The organism is Dokdonella sp. (assembly GCF_017744955.1).
In the GTDB taxonomy this organism is placed as follows: domain Bacteria; phylum Pseudomonadota; class Gammaproteobacteria; order Xanthomonadales; family Rhodanobacteraceae; genus Dokdonella_A.
The window spans coordinates 1-15,324 of the sequence record NZ_JAGIAG010000002.1 but is presented as its reverse complement, the minus strand read 5'-3'; the positions used below and the strand labels follow the sequence as shown (position 1 = coordinate 15,324).

The 15,324-nt window shown below is 63.8% G+C and carries 28 protein-coding genes and 1 pseudogene; all 29 read right to left on the bottom strand.

Annotation, left to right across the window (positions count from 1 at the left end; translation table 11 throughout):
• Positions 1-43: 43 nt before the first annotated feature.
• Positions 44-544: a disulfide bond formation protein B gene (locus tag J7520_RS05120; RefSeq protein WP_291186494.1), complete on the bottom strand. Its 501-nt coding sequence runs from the start codon at positions 542-544 to the stop codon at positions 44-46.
• A gap of 188 nt (positions 545-732) precedes the next feature.
• The gene (gene rplQ, locus J7520_RS05115; RefSeq protein ID WP_291184970.1) at positions 733-1,122 is read right to left on the bottom strand and encodes a 50S ribosomal protein L17; all 390 of its coding nucleotides are present in this window, start codon (positions 1,120-1,122) and stop codon (positions 733-735) included.
• A gap of 209 nt (positions 1,123-1,331) precedes the next feature.
• On the bottom strand, positions 1,332-2,330 hold the full coding sequence (gene rpoA / locus J7520_RS05110; RefSeq protein ID WP_291184969.1) for a DNA-directed RNA polymerase subunit alpha: 999 nt from the start codon (positions 2,328-2,330) through the stop codon (positions 1,332-1,334).
• A 182-nt stretch (positions 2,331-2,512) separates the two neighbouring features.
• Positions 2,513-3,145: a 30S ribosomal protein S4 gene (gene rpsD / locus J7520_RS05105; RefSeq protein ID WP_291184967.1), complete on the bottom strand. Its 633-nt coding sequence runs from the start codon at positions 3,143-3,145 to the stop codon at positions 2,513-2,515.
• Positions 3,146-3,234: 89 nt separating this feature from the next.
• Positions 3,235-3,627 carry a 30S ribosomal protein S11 gene (rpsK, locus tag J7520_RS05100; RefSeq protein ID WP_291184965.1) on the bottom strand — a complete coding sequence of 131 codons (393 nt, stop codon included), beginning with the start codon at positions 3,625-3,627 and terminating at the stop codon, positions 3,235-3,237.
• Between the two features lie 28 nt (positions 3,628-3,655).
• Positions 3,656-4,012 carry a 30S ribosomal protein S13 gene (gene rpsM / locus J7520_RS05095; protein WP_291184963.1) on the bottom strand — a complete coding sequence of 119 codons (357 nt, stop codon included), beginning with the start codon at positions 4,010-4,012 and terminating at the stop codon, positions 3,656-3,658.
• A gap of 115 nt (positions 4,013-4,127) precedes the next feature.
• Positions 4,128-5,441 carry a preprotein translocase subunit SecY gene (gene secY / locus J7520_RS05090; protein WP_291184960.1) on the bottom strand — a complete coding sequence of 438 codons (1,314 nt, stop codon included), beginning with the start codon at positions 5,439-5,441 and terminating at the stop codon, positions 4,128-4,130.
• 4 nt (positions 5,442-5,445) lie between these two features.
• Entirely contained in the window at positions 5,446-5,880 is a 435-nt protein-coding gene (gene rplO, locus J7520_RS05085) for a 50S ribosomal protein L15 (RefSeq protein WP_291184958.1), read from the bottom strand.
• A gap of 43 nt (positions 5,881-5,923) precedes the next feature.
• Positions 5,924-6,133, bottom strand: a complete 210-nt coding sequence (rpmD, locus tag J7520_RS05080) for a 50S ribosomal protein L30 (protein ID WP_291184956.1) — start codon at positions 6,131-6,133, stop codon at positions 5,924-5,926.
• Entirely contained in the window at positions 6,126-6,638 is a 513-nt protein-coding gene (rpsE, locus tag J7520_RS05075; protein WP_291184954.1) for a 30S ribosomal protein S5, read from the bottom strand. Before rpsE ends, rpmD begins: the two co-directional genes overlap by 8 nt.
• 154 nt (positions 6,639-6,792) lie before the next feature.
• Positions 6,793-7,146, bottom strand: a complete 354-nt coding sequence (rplR, locus tag J7520_RS05070; RefSeq protein ID WP_291184952.1) for a 50S ribosomal protein L18 — start codon at positions 7,144-7,146, stop codon at positions 6,793-6,795.
• A gap of 76 nt (positions 7,147-7,222) precedes the next feature.
• Entirely contained in the window at positions 7,223-7,750 is a 528-nt protein-coding gene (gene rplF, locus J7520_RS05065; protein WP_291184949.1) for a 50S ribosomal protein L6, read from the bottom strand.
• 21 nt (positions 7,751-7,771) lie between these two features.
• Positions 7,772-8,167, bottom strand: a complete 396-nt coding sequence (rpsH, locus tag J7520_RS05060) for a 30S ribosomal protein S8 (RefSeq protein ID WP_291184947.1) — start codon at positions 8,165-8,167, stop codon at positions 7,772-7,774.
• 72 nt (positions 8,168-8,239) lie between these two features.
• Positions 8,240-8,545, bottom strand: coding sequence for a 30S ribosomal protein S14 (rpsN, locus tag J7520_RS05055; protein WP_291184945.1), 306 nt, complete (start codon positions 8,543-8,545; stop codon positions 8,240-8,242).
• Positions 8,546-8,562: 17 nt separating this feature from the next.
• The gene (rplE, locus tag J7520_RS05050) at positions 8,563-9,105 is read right to left on the bottom strand and encodes a 50S ribosomal protein L5 (RefSeq protein WP_291184943.1); all 543 of its coding nucleotides are present in this window, start codon (positions 9,103-9,105) and stop codon (positions 8,563-8,565) included.
• 11 nt (positions 9,106-9,116) lie between these two features.
• Entirely contained in the window at positions 9,117-9,431 is a 315-nt protein-coding gene (gene rplX / locus J7520_RS05045) for a 50S ribosomal protein L24 (protein ID WP_291184941.1), read from the bottom strand.
• 13 nt (positions 9,432-9,444) lie between these two features.
• Positions 9,445-9,813, bottom strand: coding sequence for a 50S ribosomal protein L14 (gene rplN, locus J7520_RS05040; protein ID WP_291186492.1), 369 nt, complete (start codon positions 9,811-9,813; stop codon positions 9,445-9,447).
• A 25-nt stretch (positions 9,814-9,838) separates the two neighbouring features.
• On the bottom strand, positions 9,839-10,102 hold the full coding sequence (gene rpsQ / locus J7520_RS05035; RefSeq protein ID WP_291184939.1) for a 30S ribosomal protein S17: 264 nt from the start codon (positions 10,100-10,102) through the stop codon (positions 9,839-9,841).
• Position 10,103: 1 nt separating this feature from the next.
• Entirely contained in the window at positions 10,104-10,298 is a 195-nt protein-coding gene (gene rpmC, locus J7520_RS05030) for a 50S ribosomal protein L29 (RefSeq protein WP_291184937.1), read from the bottom strand.
• A complete protein-coding gene (gene rplP / locus J7520_RS05025; protein WP_291184934.1) occupies positions 10,298-10,711 on the bottom strand; it encodes a 50S ribosomal protein L16 in 414 nt (137 codons plus the stop codon). Before rplP ends, rpmC begins: the two co-directional genes overlap by 1 nt.
• Before the next feature lie 3 nt (positions 10,712-10,714).
• A complete protein-coding gene (rpsC, locus tag J7520_RS05020) occupies positions 10,715-11,422 on the bottom strand; it encodes a 30S ribosomal protein S3 (RefSeq protein WP_291184932.1) in 708 nt (235 codons plus the stop codon).
• A gap of 16 nt (positions 11,423-11,438) precedes the next feature.
• Entirely contained in the window at positions 11,439-11,768 is a 330-nt protein-coding gene (rplV, locus tag J7520_RS05015) for a 50S ribosomal protein L22 (RefSeq protein ID WP_291186488.1), read from the bottom strand.
• An 11-nt stretch (positions 11,769-11,779) separates the two neighbouring features.
• The gene (gene rpsS, locus J7520_RS05010) at positions 11,780-12,064 is read right to left on the bottom strand and encodes a 30S ribosomal protein S19 (RefSeq protein ID WP_291184930.1); all 285 of its coding nucleotides are present in this window, start codon (positions 12,062-12,064) and stop codon (positions 11,780-11,782) included.
• Between the two features lie 13 nt (positions 12,065-12,077).
• Positions 12,078-12,905, bottom strand: coding sequence for a 50S ribosomal protein L2 (gene rplB / locus J7520_RS05005; protein ID WP_291184928.1), 828 nt, complete (start codon positions 12,903-12,905; stop codon positions 12,078-12,080).
• Between the two features lie 48 nt (positions 12,906-12,953).
• The gene (rplW, locus tag J7520_RS05000) at positions 12,954-13,244 is read right to left on the bottom strand and encodes a 50S ribosomal protein L23 (protein WP_291184926.1); all 291 of its coding nucleotides are present in this window, start codon (positions 13,242-13,244) and stop codon (positions 12,954-12,956) included.
• Positions 13,241-13,843 carry a 50S ribosomal protein L4 gene (gene rplD / locus J7520_RS04995; protein ID WP_291184924.1) on the bottom strand — a complete coding sequence of 201 codons (603 nt, stop codon included), beginning with the start codon at positions 13,841-13,843 and terminating at the stop codon, positions 13,241-13,243. Before rplD ends, rplW begins: the two co-directional genes overlap by 4 nt.
• A 9-nt stretch (positions 13,844-13,852) precedes the next feature.
• Positions 13,853-14,500, bottom strand: coding sequence for a 50S ribosomal protein L3 (gene rplC, locus J7520_RS04990; protein ID WP_291184921.1), 648 nt, complete (start codon positions 14,498-14,500; stop codon positions 13,853-13,855).
• Between the two features lie 11 nt (positions 14,501-14,511).
• Positions 14,512-14,823, bottom strand: a complete 312-nt coding sequence (gene rpsJ / locus J7520_RS04985) for a 30S ribosomal protein S10 (protein ID WP_291186485.1) — start codon at positions 14,821-14,823, stop codon at positions 14,512-14,514.
• Positions 14,824-15,204: 381 nt separating this feature from the next.
• Positions 15,205-15,324: pseudogene (locus tag J7520_RS04980) on the bottom strand (elongation factor Tu); the annotation flags it as partial.

Below are 15,324 nucleotides of genomic sequence, written 5' to 3'. Positions count from 1 at the left end.
AGGCCGCGCCTACGGCATAAGGCGGCTCGCCCGCCCTCCCCGTCTAGCGCCTGCGGAATCCGGCCCAGAGCGCGCCGGCGGCGAGCAGCACGTAGCAGATCAAGGTCCAGCCCGGCATGGTCAGACCGAGGAAGGTCCAACCGATCTCGCCGCAATCGCCGGTCGCCATGAAGGCCTTCTTGATCGCCTCGGCGATCGGGAACGAATCCATCAGGTAGTTGAGGCCGGGGCCGCAACCTTCCATCAACGGATCCTTCGGCGAGAACTGCACGATCAAGTGCCGGATCGCGACGACCGCGCCGACCGCCGCGGCGATGGTCACCAGGATCGCGTAGACGCGGCGGCCGGTCGCCTTCGGACCGTGCGCCGCACCGATGAGAAAGACCACGGCCATCGCCATGAACGCGACGCGCTGGAAGATGCACTTCGGGCAGGGCTCCAGACCCATCTGGAACTGTTCGTAGAACGCATAGGCGAGCAGCCCCATGCAGGCGAGTGCGCCGAAGAGGAATTGCGCGCGGAAAGGCCAGCGGAACGGATTCATGGTCATCGAGGAGCCTTGAGAGGATTTTCGTGGAGAGTCTGCCGCGCTCTGGACCACGAAATCCAGCCGAAGTGCCGCGGATCGGAGGAAGCGCGGTCGAGGATGGGCGCGAAGACCTCGACGATCCTCGAAAACGAAGAACCCCGGACTTGCCGGGGTTCTTCGGGTATCCAGCTTTCGCCAGCGCCTTACTCGGCGGCCGCCTCTTCAGCGGAGGCGCGCGGGCGGTCCACCAGTTCGACGTAGGCCATCGGCGCGTTGTCGCCTACGCGGAAGCCGCACTTCAGCAGGCGCAGATAGCCGCCCTTGCGCTCGCGGTAACGCGGGCCGAGCTCCACGAACAGCTTGCCGACCGCCTGCTTGTCGCGCAGACGCGCGAAGGCGAGACGGCGATTGGCGACGCTGTCGGTCTTGGCCAGGGTGATCAGCGGCTCGGCGACGCGACGCAGTTCCTTCGCCTTCGGCAGCGTGGTGCGGATCAGCTCGTGCTTGAACAGCGACGATGCCATGTTCTTGAACATCGCTTCGCGATGGCTGCTCGTGCGGCTGAACTTACGGCCTGCTTTCTGGTGACGCATGATGGAATCCTCTGTTTCGATTGTTATGAGAAACCGGCGCCTGCGTCCGGATCCCCGCGGTTACCCGCTGTTATTGAGCTCCCTTGAAAACGGGGCTCTTCTTGAAAACGCGACCAGGGACGGCCGCTCTGGAAATCGGCGAGGGCGCTTCGCGCAAACTCGCCAAATCCTTTCTACTCAGCGATCACGGATGATCGCAAGGCCAGCCATCAACCCAACTGCATGCCGTGCACGAGTCCCGGCGGCGGCCAGCTGTCGAGCTTCATGCCGAGCTGCAGGCCGCGCTGGTACAGCACGTCCTTGATTTCGGTCAGCGACTTCTTGCCGAGGTTCGGCGTCTTCAGCAGCTCGACTTCGGTCTTCTGCACGAGGTCGCCGATGTAGTAGATGCTCTCGGCCTTGAGGCAGTTGGCCGAACGCACGGTCAGCTCGAGATCGTCGATCGGACGCAGCAGGATCGGATCCACGCCGCTCTTGTCGGTCTTCGCATCCGCGCTCTCGCGGCGGGTGAAATCGCCGAACACGCTGATCTGGTCCTGCAGGATTTCGGCCGCCTTGCGCACCGCTTCCTCGGCGTCGATCGCGCCATTGGTCTCGACGTCGAGCACGAGCTTGTCGAGGTCGGTGCGCTGTTCCAGACGCGCGCTGTCGACGTTGTAGGCGACGCGGCGAACCGGGCAGAACGAGGCGTCGAGCTGCAGACGGCCGATCGGACGCGCTTCCTCGTCCGGCAGGCGGCGTGCCGTCGCCGGCTGATAGCCGACGCCGCGTGCGACCTTCAGGCGCATGCTCAGCGAGATGTCCTTGGTCAGGTGGCAGATCACGTGGTCCGGATTGACGATCTCGACCGTGTGATCGACCTTGATGTCGCCGGCGGTGACGACGCCCTTGCCCTTCTTGCTGAGCGTGAGCGTGGTCTCGTCGTGGCCGTGCATGCGGATGGCGACGTCCTTGAGGTTCAGCAGAACCTCGATGACGTCTTCCTGCAGGCCTTCGAGTGTGGTGTACTCGTGCAGCACGCCGTCGATTTCGACTTCGATGATCGCGCTGCCCGGAATGGACGACAGCAGTACGCGACGCAGCGCATTGCCGAGCGTATGGCCGAAGCCGCGCTCGAGCGGCTCGACGACGACTTTGGCGCGGTCGGCGCCGATGCGCTCGACACTGATGCCGCGCGGACGCAGCACGTTGGTGGACGATCCCGCCATATGAATCAACTCCAAGAGCCCCGAAAGGGCTCATATGGTGTGTTTGCCGCGAAAATCCAGTCGCGACGAGAGGGTTGTCTTTCTCGAGAAGGGCTTTCCGCCCTTTCCCGATTCGACGAGTCCGGCGGACGACCGGACTCGCTTGCGCCGATCCGCGACTCGCGCCGCTGGCCGGCGGTCTATTACTTCGAGTACAACTCGATGATCAGGCTTTCGTTGATGTCGGACGGCAGATCCGAGCGCTCCGGCAGCGTCTTGAACAGGCCGGCAGCCTTCTTCGCGTCAACTTCGATCCAGGTCGGCACCAGGTCCATCTCCTGCGAGACGGTCAGCGCTTCCTGCACGCGCAGCTGGCTCTTGGCGCGATCGGACAGGGCGATCTCGTCACCCGGGCGCACCTGGTACGACGGCAGGTTCACCTTCTTGCCGTTGACGCGCACCGCAGCGTGCGACACCAGCTGGCGCGCACCGGCGCGCGTGACCGCGAAGCCCATGCGATAGACGACGTTGTCCAGGCGCGACTCGAGCATGCGCAGCAGGTTCTCGCCGGTATTGCCCTTCTGGCCGGAAGCCTTCTGGTAGTAGGAGTGGAACTGACGCTCGAGCAGGCCGTAGATGCGCTTGACCTTCTGCTTCTCGCGCAGCTGCACGCCGTAGTCCGACAACCGACCACGCTTGGCGCCGGTGGCGCCGTGCTGGCCGGGCTTCTGCTCCAGTTTGCACTTGGAGTCGAGCGCGCGCGCAGGGCTCTTGAGATTGAGATCGGCGCCTTCGCGGCGCGCAAGCTTGCAGGTGGGGCCGAGATAACGTGCCATGAAATTTTCTTCTCTGGTTGCGAGTCCGGCCACGCGTGACCGATTCAGTGATTTAGCGATCGGTATTCCGATCGCATCAGACTCTTTGGTTAGACGCGGCGCTTCTTGGGCGGACGGCACCCGTTGTGCGGAATCGGCGTCACGTCGATGATGTTGGTGACCTTGAAGCCCGCATTGTTGAGCGAGCGGACCGCGGACTCGCGTCCCGGACCCGGCCCCTTGATGCGCACTTCGACGGTCTTGATGCCGTAGTCCGCGGCGGCGCGCGCCGCCTTGTCGGCAGCGACCTGCGCAGCGAACGGCGTCGACTTGCGCGAACCGCGGAAGCCCGCGCCACCGGCCGTCGCCCACGACAGGGCATTGCCCTGGCGGTCGGTGATCGTGACCACGGTATTGTTGAACGAAGCCTGCACGTGGGCGACGGCGTCCGTCACCACGCGCTTGGTCTTCTTCTTAGCCTTGACTGCAACCGGCTTGTTCATAGGTCCGGAGGATCCTCAAAAAAGATGATTACTTCTTGATCGCGCGGCGCGGGCCCTTGCGGGTGCGCGCGTTCGTGCGCGTACGCTGGCCGCGCAGCGGCAGGCCACGACGGTGGCGCAGGCCGCGATAGGTACCGAGGTCGATCAGGCGCTTGATCGAGATGCCGACTTCGCGGCGCAGGTCGCCCTCGACGCTGAACTTCGCGATCTCATGGCGCAGCTTGTCGACCTCGGCCTCGGTCAGGTCCTTGATCTTGGCGGCCGGGTTGACCCCGGCGTCGGCGCAGACCTTCTTCGAGCGAGAACGACCGACGCCGAAAATACTCTGCAGGCCGATCACGACATGCTTCTGAACCGGCAGATTGACACCCGCGATGCGTGCCATGCTTGTTTGTCTCCAAAAAAACTACTGATTGCGCAGAGAACTTGACATTATATCCGGATTGCCGCACCCGGGAAACCCCTGGGTCCGACCGGCCGGTATTGCAACTTTTTCCCGCTCAACGGCCGCGCAGATTCGCCTTCTTGAGCAGACTTTCGTACTGATGCGAGACCAGGTGTGCCTGGATCTGCGCGGTGAAATCCATGACCACGACGACCACGATCAACAACGAGGTGCCGCCGAAGTAGAACGGGACGTGCCAGGCGTTGCGCAGGATGTCCGGAATCAGACACACCGCGACCAGGTACAGAGCGCCGGCACCCGTCAGGCGGGTCAGCACGCCGTCGATGTAGTCGGCCGTCGCCTTGCCCGGGCGCAGGCCCGGAATCAGCGCGCCGGAACGCTTGAGGTTGTCCGCGGTTTCCTGCGAATTGAACGTCAGCGCCGTGTAGAAGTACGCGAACACGATGATCAGGGCCGCGTAGATCAGCATGTGCAGCGGCTCGCCCGGTCCCAGCGCGGAGGTCAGCACCTGCAGCCAGTGGATCTGGCTCGAATTGTTGAACCAGGTCGCGGCCGTCGCCGGGAACATCAGCAAAGAGGACGCGAAGATCGGCGGAATGACGCCCGCCATGTTGATCTTCAGCGGCAGGTGCGAACTCTGATTCATGTACGCCTTGCCGGCGCCGCCCTGACGACGCGCGTAGTTCACGGTGATGCGGCGCTGGCCGCGCTCCATGAACACCACGAAGGCGGTCACCGCCAGCACGATCACGAACACGATCAGCACGCGGATGATCGGCAGCTCGCCGCTCTGCGCCATACCCAGCGTGTGCAGGACCGCAGCGGGCAGCCCCGCGACGATGCCGGCGAAGATCAGCAGCGAGATGCCGTTACCGACGCCCCGCTCCGTGATCTGCTCGCCCAGCCACATCAGGAACATAGTGCCGGCGGTCAGGCCGACCACGGTGGCGAAAATGAACCCCGGTCCAGGCGAATAGACGATGCCCTGCTGGGTCTGCAGCATCGTCGCCACGCTGAACGACTGGAACACCGCCAGCGCCAGCGTGCCGAAACGCGTGTACATGGTCAGCTTGCGCCGCCCGGACTCGCCTTCCTTGCGCAGAGCCTGCCAACTCGGGATCACGGTCGCGAACATCTGCACGATGATCGAGGCCGAGATGTACGGGATCACACCGAGCGCGAAGATCGAGAAACGGCTGAGCGCACCGCCCGAGAACATGTTGAACATGTCCAGCAATCCGCCACCCTGCTGGATCAGGCGCGACATCGCGTCCGGATTGACGCCCGGCACCGGGATGAACGAGCCGAGCCGATACACGATCAGCGCACCGATCACGAACAGCAAGCGCTGCTTCAGCTCGGTCAGTTTGCCGAGCGAAGCGAGCATGTTGGATTGCGAAGACGCCACGGGTTTACTCCACGCTGCCGCCGGCCGCCTCGATCGCCGCCTTGGCGCCGGCGGTGACCGCCACGCCCTTGAGCTTCACGGCGCGCTTGATTTCGCCCTTCTTGACGATCTTCGCGCGCTCGGCGCGAGTCTCGATCAGACCGGCCGCCTTCAGTGCGTCGAAATCGACGACGTCGGCCTTGATCGAATCGAGCTTGTACAGCAGAACCTCGCTGACTTCGTGCGCCTTCTTGGAGCGGAAGCCGACCTTCGGCAGACGACGCTGCAGCGGCATCTGGCCGCCTTCGAAGCCGGCCTTGACCTTGCCCTTGCCCTTGCGCGCGTACTGGCCCTTGTGGCCACGGCCGGCGGTCTTGCCGAGGCCGGAACCAATGCCGCGGCCAACGCGAACGCGATCCTTGCGGGCGCCGGCAGCTGGCTTGAGTGTGTTGAGACGCATGACGTAACTCCTGAACGGGTGAGCGCGGCGAGCGCGCCTTCTCTTAAGCGCTTTCTTCGATGCGGACCAAGTAGCTGACCTGGTTGATCAGGCCGCGCACCGACGGCGAATCCTTCAATTCGCGCACGTCGTTGAGCTTGCGCAGACCGAGCGCACGCACGCTGATGCGGTGGCGCTCCTGGCAGCTGTTGATGCTCTTGAAGAGCCGCACGCGGATCATCTTGCCTTCCGCCGTCTTCTTCGCCTTAGCCATTGCCGAGCACCTCGTCGACCGACTTGCCGCGCTTGGACGCGATGCGTTCCGGCGACACCATCGCCTGCAGACCGTTGATCGTCGCGCGAACCAGATTGATCGGATTGCGCGAGCCGACCGCCTTCGCCAACACGTTCTTGACGCCGACGACTTCGAGCACGGCGCGCATCGCACCGCCGGCGATCACGCCGGTACCCTCGGACGCCGGCTGCATGAACACCTTCGCCGCACCGTGGTTGGCCTTGACCGCGTGGAACAGCGTGCCGTTGTTGAGTTGGACCTTGACCATGCCCTTGCGCGCACGCTCCATCGCCTTCGAGATCGCGACCGGCACCTCGCGTGCCTTGCCGTAACCGAAACCGACGCGACCGTCGCCGTCGCCGACAACCGTCAGCGCCGTGAAGCTCATCTGACGACCGCCCTTGACGGTCTTCGCCACGCGGTTCACCGCGATCAGCTTCTCGAGGAAGCCATCGCTGTTTTCACGTTCGTTGTTGTTCGCCATGTTTCACCTGTATGCCGCTCCCTGAGGATGCGGACTTCTGCTTGCGGCTGAGCCGCTTAGAATTGTGATCGACGGTGAGCGGCCTAGATGTGAACGGTGAGCGGAAAAAGCAATGTACCTGCTCGTTCCGCTCACCGCTCACCGCTCGCTGTTGTTAGAACTTCAATCCAGCCTCGCGCGCCGCCTCGGCCAGAGCCTGGATGCGACCGTGATAACGAAAACCGGAGCGGTCGAACGCGACCTTGTCGATGCCGGCCTTCAGCGCGGCTTCCGCCACGGCCTTGCCGACCGCCGCAGCAGCAGCCTTGTTCTTGGTGCCCTTGAGGCCCTCGGCCAGCGACTTCTGCACGGTCGAGGCGGCCGCGACGACCGTCTCGCCGTCCGCGCTGAAGACCTGCGCGTAGATGTGCTGCGCGCTGCGGTGCACGGACAAGCGCGGCACGCCGAGTGTACGGATGCGCGCACGCGTGGACTTGGCACGACGGAGTCTTGCGATGTTCTTTTCCACTGTCTTTCTCCAGAAAGCTGAAGGCTCTATTGAAAAGCCCGGCGGGAACCGACCGGACTCTCGCGGAAAACCCGCATCAAGCCTTCTTGGCTTCCTTCATGGTGATCTGTTCGCCCGAGTAGCGCACGCCCTTGCCCTTGTACGGCTCCGGCGGACGGAACGAGCGGATCTTGGCGGCGACTTCGCCGACGCGCTGCTTGTCGGCGCCCTTGATCAGGATCTCGGTCTGTGCCGGCACTTCGATCGTGATGCCTTCCGGCGCCTTGAACAGGATCGGATGCGAAAAGCCGAGACTCAGGTTCAGGTCCTTGCCCTGCAGCGCGGCGCGGTAACCGACGCCGACCAGCTCGAGCTTGCGCGTATAGCCTTCGCTGACGCCCTTGACCATGTTGTTGATCAGCGCGCGCGCGGTACCGGCCATCTTGTGGTCGTTGTCGCCCTGCGCCTTCAGCTGGATCTCGCCGCCGTTGATGGCGACGTCGACGCCGGCCGGCGCGGCGATCTGAAGCGTGCCCTTCGGGCCCTTCACGGTGATCGCGTCGCTCTGCACCTGGCACTCGACGCCCTTCGGCAGTGCAACGGGCTTCTTTCCTACACGTGACATGGTTGTGTCTCCACCAAAACTTTAGGCGACCAGACCGATGACTTCGCCGCCGAGACCCTGCTTGCGGGCCTGCGCGTCGGTCATGATGCCGGACGAGGTCGAGACGATCGAAATACCCAGACCGCCGAGGATCTTCGGCAAGCCGTCCTTGCCGCGATAGACGCGCAGGCCGGAGCGGCTGATGCGCTCGATGCGCTCGATGACCGGCTTGCCTTCGTAGTACTTCAGCGCGATTTCGAGCTTCGGCTTGCCGTCCTCGGTGACGGTCTGCACGTCGGCGACGTAGCCTTCGTTCTTCAGCAGATTCGCGATCGCCTGCTTCACGCGCGACGCCGGCATCGCCACGGTACGCTTGCCCGTGGCCTGCGCGTTGCGGATGCGCGTGAACATGTCGGCGATGGGATCAGTCATGCTCATGTTTCGATTCCTTCTCTAGCATCGATATCCCGGAATCCACGCGTCGCGTGAATTCCGAAAAGTTGTTGAGGCTTACCAGCTGGCCTTGCGCAAGCCCGGCACGTCGCCGCGCATGGTCGCTTCGCGCAGCTTGTGACGGCCGAGGCCGAACTTCGCGTAGACGCCGCGCGGACGGCCGGTCAGCTCGCAGCGGTTGCGCTGACGAGACGGACTCGAATCGCGCGGCAGCTTCTGCAGCCTGACCGCCGCGGCGAGCTTCTCGTCGTAGGAAGCGGTCGCGCTGGAGACGATCTTCTTCAGCTCGGTGCGCTTCGCGGCGTGACGCTTGACCAGCTTGGTCCGCTTCAGGTCGCGATTGATCATTGAACGCTTTGCCATGATTCGGTCCTGCTCGATCAGTTACGGAACGGAAACTTGAACGCTTCCAGCAACGCCTTCGCTTCCTCGTCGGTGCGCGCGGTCGTCGTGATCGCGATGTCCATACCGCGCAGCGCGTCGATCTGGTCGAAGTCGATCTCCGGGAAGATGATCTGTTCCTTCAGGCCCATGTTGAAGTTGCCGCGACCGTCGAACGAACGGCCCGAGATGCCGCGGAAGTCACGCACGCGCGGCAGCGAGATGTTGATCAGACGATCCAGGAATTCGTACATGCGGGCACGACGCAGCGTGACCTTGCAGCCGATCGGCCAGTTCTCGCGGATCTTGAACGTCGCGTGCGCTTTGCGCGACAACGTCACGATCGGCTTCTGACCCGCGATCTTGGCCATGTCGGCGACCGCGTTCTCGAGGATCTTCTTGTTGCCCACGGCTTCGCCCACGCCCATGTTCAGCGTGATCTTGCTCAGGCGCGGGACCTGCATCGGATTGGCGTAGCCGAAACGCTCGACGAGCTTCGGCACCACCTGACCCTTGTAGATTGTTTCAAGACGCGTCGTCATCGCTGCGGACCTCAGGCGTCAACCACTTCGCCGGACGACCGGAACACGCGGACCTTGCGCCCATCATCGAGCGTCTTGTAGCCCACGCGCTCACCCTTGCCGGTGGCGGTGTTGAACAGCATTACGTTGGAAATATGGATCGGCGCCTCGCGCTCGACGATGCCACCCGGCTGGTTCGCCTGCGGATTCGGCTTCGTGTGGCGCTTGACGAGATTGATGTTCTGCACGAACACGGATTCACCCGCGACGCGCGTCACCTCGCCTCTCTGGCCTTTGTTCTTGCCGGCGATCACCAGAACCTGGTCGCCCTTGCGGATACGGTTCATGACATCAACCTCGTTACAAAACTTCCGGCGCGAGCGAAACGATCTTCATGAATCGTTCGCCACGCAGCTCGCGCGTGACCGGTCCGAAGATACGGGTACCGATGGGCTCAAGCTTGTTGTTCAAGAGAACGGCGGCATTGCCGTCGAAGCGGATCAGCGAACCGTCGGCGCGGCGCACACCCTTGCGCGTGCGCACGACGACGGCGTCGTAGACCTCACCCTTCTTCACTTTGCCGCGCGGAATCGCGTCGCGGATCGAAACCTTGATGATGTCGCCGATGCCGGCGTAACGGCGCTTGGAGCCGCCGAGCACCTTGATGCACATCAGTTCCTTCGCGCCGCTGTTGTCCGCCGCGGCCAGCGTGGTCTGCATCTGGATCATGTCGCTTGACTCCTCCGCCCCACGCTCAGGCTTCAGCGCGCGTGACAACCTTCACGACGCGCCAGTTCTTGGTTCTAGACAGTGGACGACATTCCGCGATGCGGACGACGTCGCCTTCCTTGCACTCGCCGGCCTCGTCGTGCGCGTGCACCTTGGTCGAACGACGCACGATCTTGCCGTACAACGGATGCTGCACCTGACGCTCGAGCAGGACGGTGACCGTCTTCTGCATCTTGTTGCTGACGACGCGACCTTCGAGGGTACGCTGAGTCTTCTGGTTTTCGCTCATCTCACTGCCCCTGCTTCTTGGTGCCGAGCAGATGCTTGACCTGCGCGATCTCGCGGCGGACGCGGCCGAACTGGTGCGTCTGCGCGAGCTGGCCGGAGCCCTTCTGCATGCGCAGATTGAACTGTTCGCGGCGCAGTTCGCCGAGGTGCTCGGCGAGCTGTTCGGCGTTCTTCTGGCGGAGTTCCTTCAGTTCCATCACAGCACCGTCCGGGTCACGAATTGGGTCTGCACCGAGAGCTTCGCCGCGGCCAGACGAAACGCTTCGCGCGCCTCGGCCTCGGTGACGCCTTCCATTTCATACAGCATGCGGCCGGGCTGGATCGGTGCGACCCAGAACTCGACGTTGCCCTTGCCGTTGCCCATTCGAACTTCGATCGGCTTCTTGGTGATCGGCTTGTCCGGGAACACGCGGATCCACAGCTTGCCGCCGCGCTTGACGAAGCGCGTGATGCAGCGGCGCGCGGACTCGATCTGGCGCGCGGTCAGATGGCCGTGCGTGGTCGCCTTCAGGCCGAACTCACCGAAGCTGACCTTGTTGGAGACATAGGCCAGGCCGCGGTTGCGGGACTTGTGGACCTTGCGGTACTTGGTGCGCTTGGGTTGCAGCATGACTTACGCTCCCGCCTTCGGCGCGCGGCGCTGCGGACGTTCTTCCGTCGCCTCCGCCTTGGCTTCCTGCTGTGCGGCGTGCAGGTCGAAGATCTCGCCCTTGTAGACCCACACCTTCACGCCGATGATTCCGTAGGTCGTCTTCGCCTCGGCGAAGCCGTAGTCGATGTCCGCGCGCAGCGTGTGCAGCGGCACGCGACCTTCGCGGTACCACTCCGAACGCGCGATCTCGGCGCCGTTCAGACGACCGCCGACGTTGACCTTGATGCCGAGGGCACCGAGGCGCATCGCGTTCTGCACCGAGCGCTTCATCGCGCGACGGAACATGATGCGGCGCTCGAGCTGCTGCGCGATCGACTCGGCGACCAGCTGCGCGTCGAGCTCGGGCTTGCGCACTTCGCTCACGTTGATGTGCGCCGGAACGCCCATCACCTGCGAGACTTCCTTGCGCAGCTTCTCGATGTCCTCACCTTTCTTGCCGATCACCACGCCCGGACGGGCGGTGTGGATCGTCACGCGCGCGGTCTTCGCCGGGCGCTCGATCAGGATCTTCGAGATGCCGGCCTGCGCCAGCTTCTTCTTCAGCAGTTCGCGCACCTTGAGGTCGGCGCCGAGGTACTGGGCGTACTCGCGCTTGTTCGCGAACCACTTCGAGTTCCAGTCCTTGGCGATGCCCAGGCGGATACCGATCGGATTGACTTTGTGACCCATCGTTTCGATCCTGTGCTTATTCGCCGACGACCACGGTGATGTGGCTCGTGCGCTTGGAGATGCGGGAACCGCGGCCCTTTGCGCGTGCATGCATGCGCTTGAGGATCGCGCCCTCGTCGACGAAGATCTTGGCGACCTTCAGTTCGTCCACGTCCGCACCGAGGTTGTTCTCGGCGTTGGCGACCGCCGACAGCAGCACCTTCTTGATCAGGTGTGCCGCCTTCTTGTCGCTGAACGCGAGCAGGTTGGTCGCTCGGTCCACGCTGAGTCCACGCACCTGATCGGCGACCAGGCGGGCCTTCTGCGGGGAAATGCGCGCGCTGCGCAGGATCGCTTTCGCTTCCATCGTGCTCACCGTCACTTCTTGGCCTCAGCGGCCTTCTTGTCGCCCGAATGCCCCTTGAACGTACGCGTGACCGCAAATTCGCCGAGCTTATGGCCGACCATGTTTTCGTTGACCAGCACCGGAACGTGCTGGCGACCGTTATGGATGGCGAGCGTCAGGCCCACCATTTCAGGCACGATCATCGAGCGGCGCGACCAGGTCTTGATCGGGCGCTTGTTGTTAGCGGCGCTGGCCGCGTCCACCTTCTTCTGCAGGTGGTGATCGACGAACGGACCTTTCTTGAGAGAACGTGGCATGGATCGCTACCTGTTAACCGCGACGATCGCGGACAATGAACTGCGTCGTACGCTTGTTCTTGCGTGTCTTGTAACCCTTCGCCGGCATGCCCCACGGGGACACCGGATGCGGGTTGCCCTGGCCGGCCTTGGCCTCGCCACCGCCGTGCGGATGGTCGACCGGATTCATCGCCGCACCGCGAACGGTCGGACGCACGCCGCGCCAGCGGCTCGCGCCGGCCTTGCCGAGCTTCTCGAGGTTGTGCTCCGAGTTGCCGACTTCGCCGATCGTCGCGCGGCACTCGGCCGGCACCTTGCGCATTTCGCCCGAACGCAGGCGCAGCGTGGCGTAGCCCTGCTCGCGTGCGACCAGCTGCGCCGAGGCGCCCGCCGAACGCGCGATCTGCGCGCCCTTGCCCGGCTTCATCTCGATGCAATGCACCGTCGAGCCGATCGGGATGTTGCGCAGTGGCAGCGAGTTGCCGACCTTGATCGGCGCGTCGTGGCCGGAGATCAGCTGGTCGCCGACCTTCGCGCCCTTCGGCGCGATGATGTAGCGACGCTCGCCGTCGACGAACAGCAGCAGCGCGATGTGCGCGGTGCGGTTCGGATCGTATTCAATGCGCTCAATGCGGCAGGCGATGCCTTCCTTGTCGCGCTTGAAGTCGATGATGCGGTAGTTCTGCTTCGAACCGCCGCCCTTGTGGCGCGTCGTGATGCGACCGTAGTGGTTACGGCCGCCGCTCTTCGACTGCGACTCGGTCAGCGGACGGTACGGATCGCCCTTGTGCAGCCCCGGCGTGACCACGCGCACGACGGCGCGACGTCCGGCAGAGGTGGGTTTGACTGTAATCAGTGCCATGATGTCTTTTTCCTGATTTCCATGAGCGCCACGGCGCCCATATCCACCTTAAGCCTTGGCGGTCACGTCGATGGTCTGGCCATCGGCGAGGCGAACGTATGCCTTGCGCTTGCTGCCGCGCGTACCCGCGCGGTTGCGGAAGGAACGTGCCTTGCCCTTCTGGTTGACCAGATTCACCGACTGCACTTCGACGCTGAACAGGCCCTCGACCGCGGCCTTTACGTCGGCCTTGGTCGCGCCCTGCGCAACTTCGAACACGTACTGGTTGTGCTCCTGCAGACGCGCGCTCTTCTCGGAGATGTGTGGCGCACGCAGGACGCTGAAAAGCTGCTCTTTCATGCCAGCCACTCCTCGATGCGCTTGAGCGATTCGACGGTCATCACCACCTTGTCCGCGCCGACCAGGCTGACCGGATCCAGCGCGGCGACGTCGACGACGTGCACGTAAGGCAGGTTGCGCGCGGCCAGGAACAGCGCCTCGGGCGCGTTCTCGGCGACCAGCACGACGCGGCCTTCCGCCTTCAGCTCGCCGAGCTTGGCGGCCAGCGCCTTCGTCTTCGGCTGCTCGACACCGAAAGCCTCGACCAGCGAGATGCGACCCTGGCGGTTGAGTTCCGACAGGATCGAAACCATCGCGCCGCGGAACATCTTGCGATTGACCTTCTGCGCGAAGCTGCGCGGCTTGGCCGCGAAGGTCACGCCGCCGCCGACGAAGATCGGAGCCTTCAGCGCACCGTGACGCGCGCCGCCGCCCTTCTGCTTCTTCGACTTCTTGGTCGTACCGTTGACTTCCGAGCGCGTCTTCTGCGCCTTGGTGCCGGCACGGCCGGCATTGCGGTACGCGACGACGACCTGATGCACGAGGTCTTCGCGGAATTCCTTGCCGAACACCGCCTCGGAGACGGTCACGGACTTGGCGCCAACAACATTGAGTTCCATGGCGTCTCCTTACTTCTTCGCTTTCACGGCCGCGCGGATGACCACGTTGCCACCCGGAGCGCCCGGAACCGCGCCCTTGACCGCGATCAGATGACGCTCGCTGTCGATCTTGACGACCTCGAGATTCATCGCCGAACGATTCACATTGCCCATGTGGCCGGCCATCTTCTTGCCCGGGAACACGCGGCCCGGCGTCTGGCGCTGACCGATCGAGCCCGGCGCGCGATGCGACAACGAGTTACCGTGCGTCGCGTCGCCCATCGTGAAGTGGTGGCGCTTGATCGTGCCCTGGAAGCCCTTGCCCTTGCTGACGCCGGCGACGTCGACCTTCTGACCGACCGTGAACAGTTCGTCGGCCTTCACTTCGCCACCGATCGCGAACTTGCCGAGATCACCGGCTTCGACGCGGAACTCCCACAGGCCGCGACCGGCCTCGACCTTCGCCTTCGCGTAGTGCCCGGCCAGCGGCTTGCTGATCAGCGCGGCGCGCTTGGCGCCCGCGGTGACCTGGATCGCGCTGTAGCCGTCGACCTCGACCGTCTTCACCTGCGTCACGCGGTTCGGCGTCGCTTCGATCAGCGTCACCGGCACCGAACGACCGTCTTCGGTGAAGACGCGGCTCATGCCGCATTTACGACCTACCAATCCGATACTCATGATGTACCGCCTCAGTGCAGCTTGATCTGAACGTCGACGCCGGCCGCGAGATCGAGCTTCATCAGCGCGTCCACGGTCTTGTCGTTCGGATCAACGATGTCCAGCACGCGCTTGTGCACGCGTGTCTCGTACTGGTCGCGCGCATCCTTGTCGGCATGCGGCGACACCAGGATGGTGTAGCGCTCGATCTTGGTCGGCAGCGGAATCGGACCGAGCACCTGCGCGCCGGTGCGCTTTGCCGTTTCGACGATTTCGCTCGCCGAACGATCGATCAAACGGTGATCGAACGCCTTGAGCCGGATACGAATCTTCTGGTCCGCCATTGCCGTGTCCTTGAATCTGAAAGAACGCTGTTCGTCGACGACGGGATTCACTGAACCCCATCCGCCGCGCCCCGACCGGGACGCAGCCTCAACCACTCGCTCGAAACTACGAAAACATGGGCGGGCCGATGTCGGCCCGCCCACACTTGGTTCTACTCTTCGCCATCGATCGCTTGGAAGCGAGACTTGCCGTCCCGAAACAGCCATCGACGCGGTCGGCATCCTTGCCGGCGAACTCGAAGTGCTTCCCGCACCTCATTTCGCTGTCTTGTGCCGCCCGATCAACAATCGGGACAGCAGTGAGCCGCTAAGTATAGTGGGGACTTCGACCCATGGGAAGCCCCCTGCGATAAAAAATCGGCGAGCCGATTCACATCGCCTCTACTGGACGATCTTGGCCACCACGCCCGCGCCGACCGTACGGCCGCCTTCGCGGATCGCGAAGCGCAGACCCTCGTCCATCGCGATCGGTGCGATCAGCGTGACCACCATCTTCACGTT

Coding starts and splice junctions, on each gene's coding strand:
- J7520_RS05120 (WP_291186494.1), bottom strand. CDS start 544: ATGAATCCGTTCCGCTGGCCTTTCCGCGCGCAATTCCTCTTCGGCGCA.
- rplQ (WP_291184970.1), bottom strand. CDS start 1,122: ATGCGTCACCAGAAAGCAGGCCGTAAGTTCAGCCGCACGAGCAGCCAT.
- rpoA (WP_291184969.1), bottom strand. CDS start 2,330: ATGGCGGGATCGTCCACCAACGTGCTGCGTCCGCGCGGCATCAGTGTC.
- rpsD (WP_291184967.1), bottom strand. CDS start 3,145: ATGGCACGTTATCTCGGCCCCACCTGCAAGCTTGCGCGCCGCGAAGGC.
- rpsK (WP_291184965.1), bottom strand. CDS start 3,627: ATGAACAAGCCGGTTGCAGTCAAGGCTAAGAAGAAGACCAAGCGCGTG.
- rpsM (WP_291184963.1), bottom strand. CDS start 4,012: ATGGCACGCATCGCGGGTGTCAATCTGCCGGTTCAGAAGCATGTCGTG.
- rplO (WP_291184958.1), bottom strand. CDS start 5,880: ATGCGTCTCAACACACTCAAGCCAGCTGCCGGCGCCCGCAAGGATCGC.
- rpmD (WP_291184956.1), bottom strand. CDS start 6,133: ATGGCTAAGGCGAAGAAGACGGCGGAAGGCAAGATGATCCGCGTGCGG.
- rpsE (WP_291184954.1), bottom strand. CDS start 6,638: ATGGCGAACAACAACGAACGTGAAAACAGCGATGGCTTCCTCGAGAAG.
- rplF (WP_291184949.1), bottom strand. CDS start 7,750: ATGTCACGTGTAGGAAAGAAGCCCGTTGCACTGCCGAAGGGCGTCGAG.
- rpsH (WP_291184947.1), bottom strand. CDS start 8,167: ATGAGCATGACTGATCCCATCGCCGACATGTTCACGCGCATCCGCAAC.
- rpsN (WP_291184945.1), bottom strand. CDS start 8,545: ATGGCAAAGCGTTCAATGATCAATCGCGACCTGAAGCGGACCAAGCTG.
- rplE (WP_291184943.1), bottom strand. CDS start 9,105: ATGACGACGCGTCTTGAAACAATCTACAAGGGTCAGGTGGTGCCGAAG.
- rplX (WP_291184941.1), bottom strand. CDS start 9,431: ATGAACCGTATCCGCAAGGGCGACCAGGTTCTGGTGATCGCCGGCAAG.
- rplN (WP_291186492.1), bottom strand. CDS start 9,813: ATGATCCAGATGCAGACCACGCTGGCCGCGGCGGACAACAGCGGCGCG.
- rpsQ (WP_291184939.1), bottom strand. CDS start 10,102: ATGAGCGAAAACCAGAAGACTCAGCGTACCCTCGAAGGTCGCGTCGTC.
- rpmC (WP_291184937.1), bottom strand. CDS start 10,298: ATGGAACTGAAGGAACTCCGCCAGAAGAACGCCGAACAGCTCGCCGAG.
- rplP (WP_291184934.1), bottom strand. CDS start 10,711: ATGCTGCAACCCAAGCGCACCAAGTACCGCAAGGTCCACAAGTCCCGC.
- rpsC (WP_291184932.1), bottom strand. CDS start 11,422: ATGGGTCACAAAGTCAATCCGATCGGTATCCGCCTGGGCATCGCCAAG.
- rplV (WP_291186488.1), bottom strand. CDS start 11,768: ATGGAAGCGAAAGCGATCCTGCGCAGCGCGCGCATTTCCCCGCAGAAG.
- rpsS (WP_291184930.1), bottom strand. CDS start 12,064: ATGCCACGTTCTCTCAAGAAAGGTCCGTTCGTCGATCACCACCTGCAG.
- rplB (WP_291184928.1), bottom strand. CDS start 12,905: ATGGCACTGATTACAGTCAAACCCACCTCTGCCGGACGTCGCGCCGTC.
- rplW (WP_291184926.1), bottom strand. CDS start 13,244: ATGAAAGAGCAGCTTTTCAGCGTCCTGCGTGCGCCACACATCTCCGAG.
- rplD (WP_291184924.1), bottom strand. CDS start 13,843: ATGGAACTCAATGTTGTTGGCGCCAAGTCCGTGACCGTCTCCGAGGCG.
- rplC (WP_291184921.1), bottom strand. CDS start 14,500: ATGAGTATCGGATTGGTAGGTCGTAAATGCGGCATGAGCCGCGTCTTC.
- rpsJ (WP_291186485.1), bottom strand. CDS start 14,823: ATGGCGGACCAGAAGATTCGTATCCGGCTCAAGGCGTTCGATCACCGT.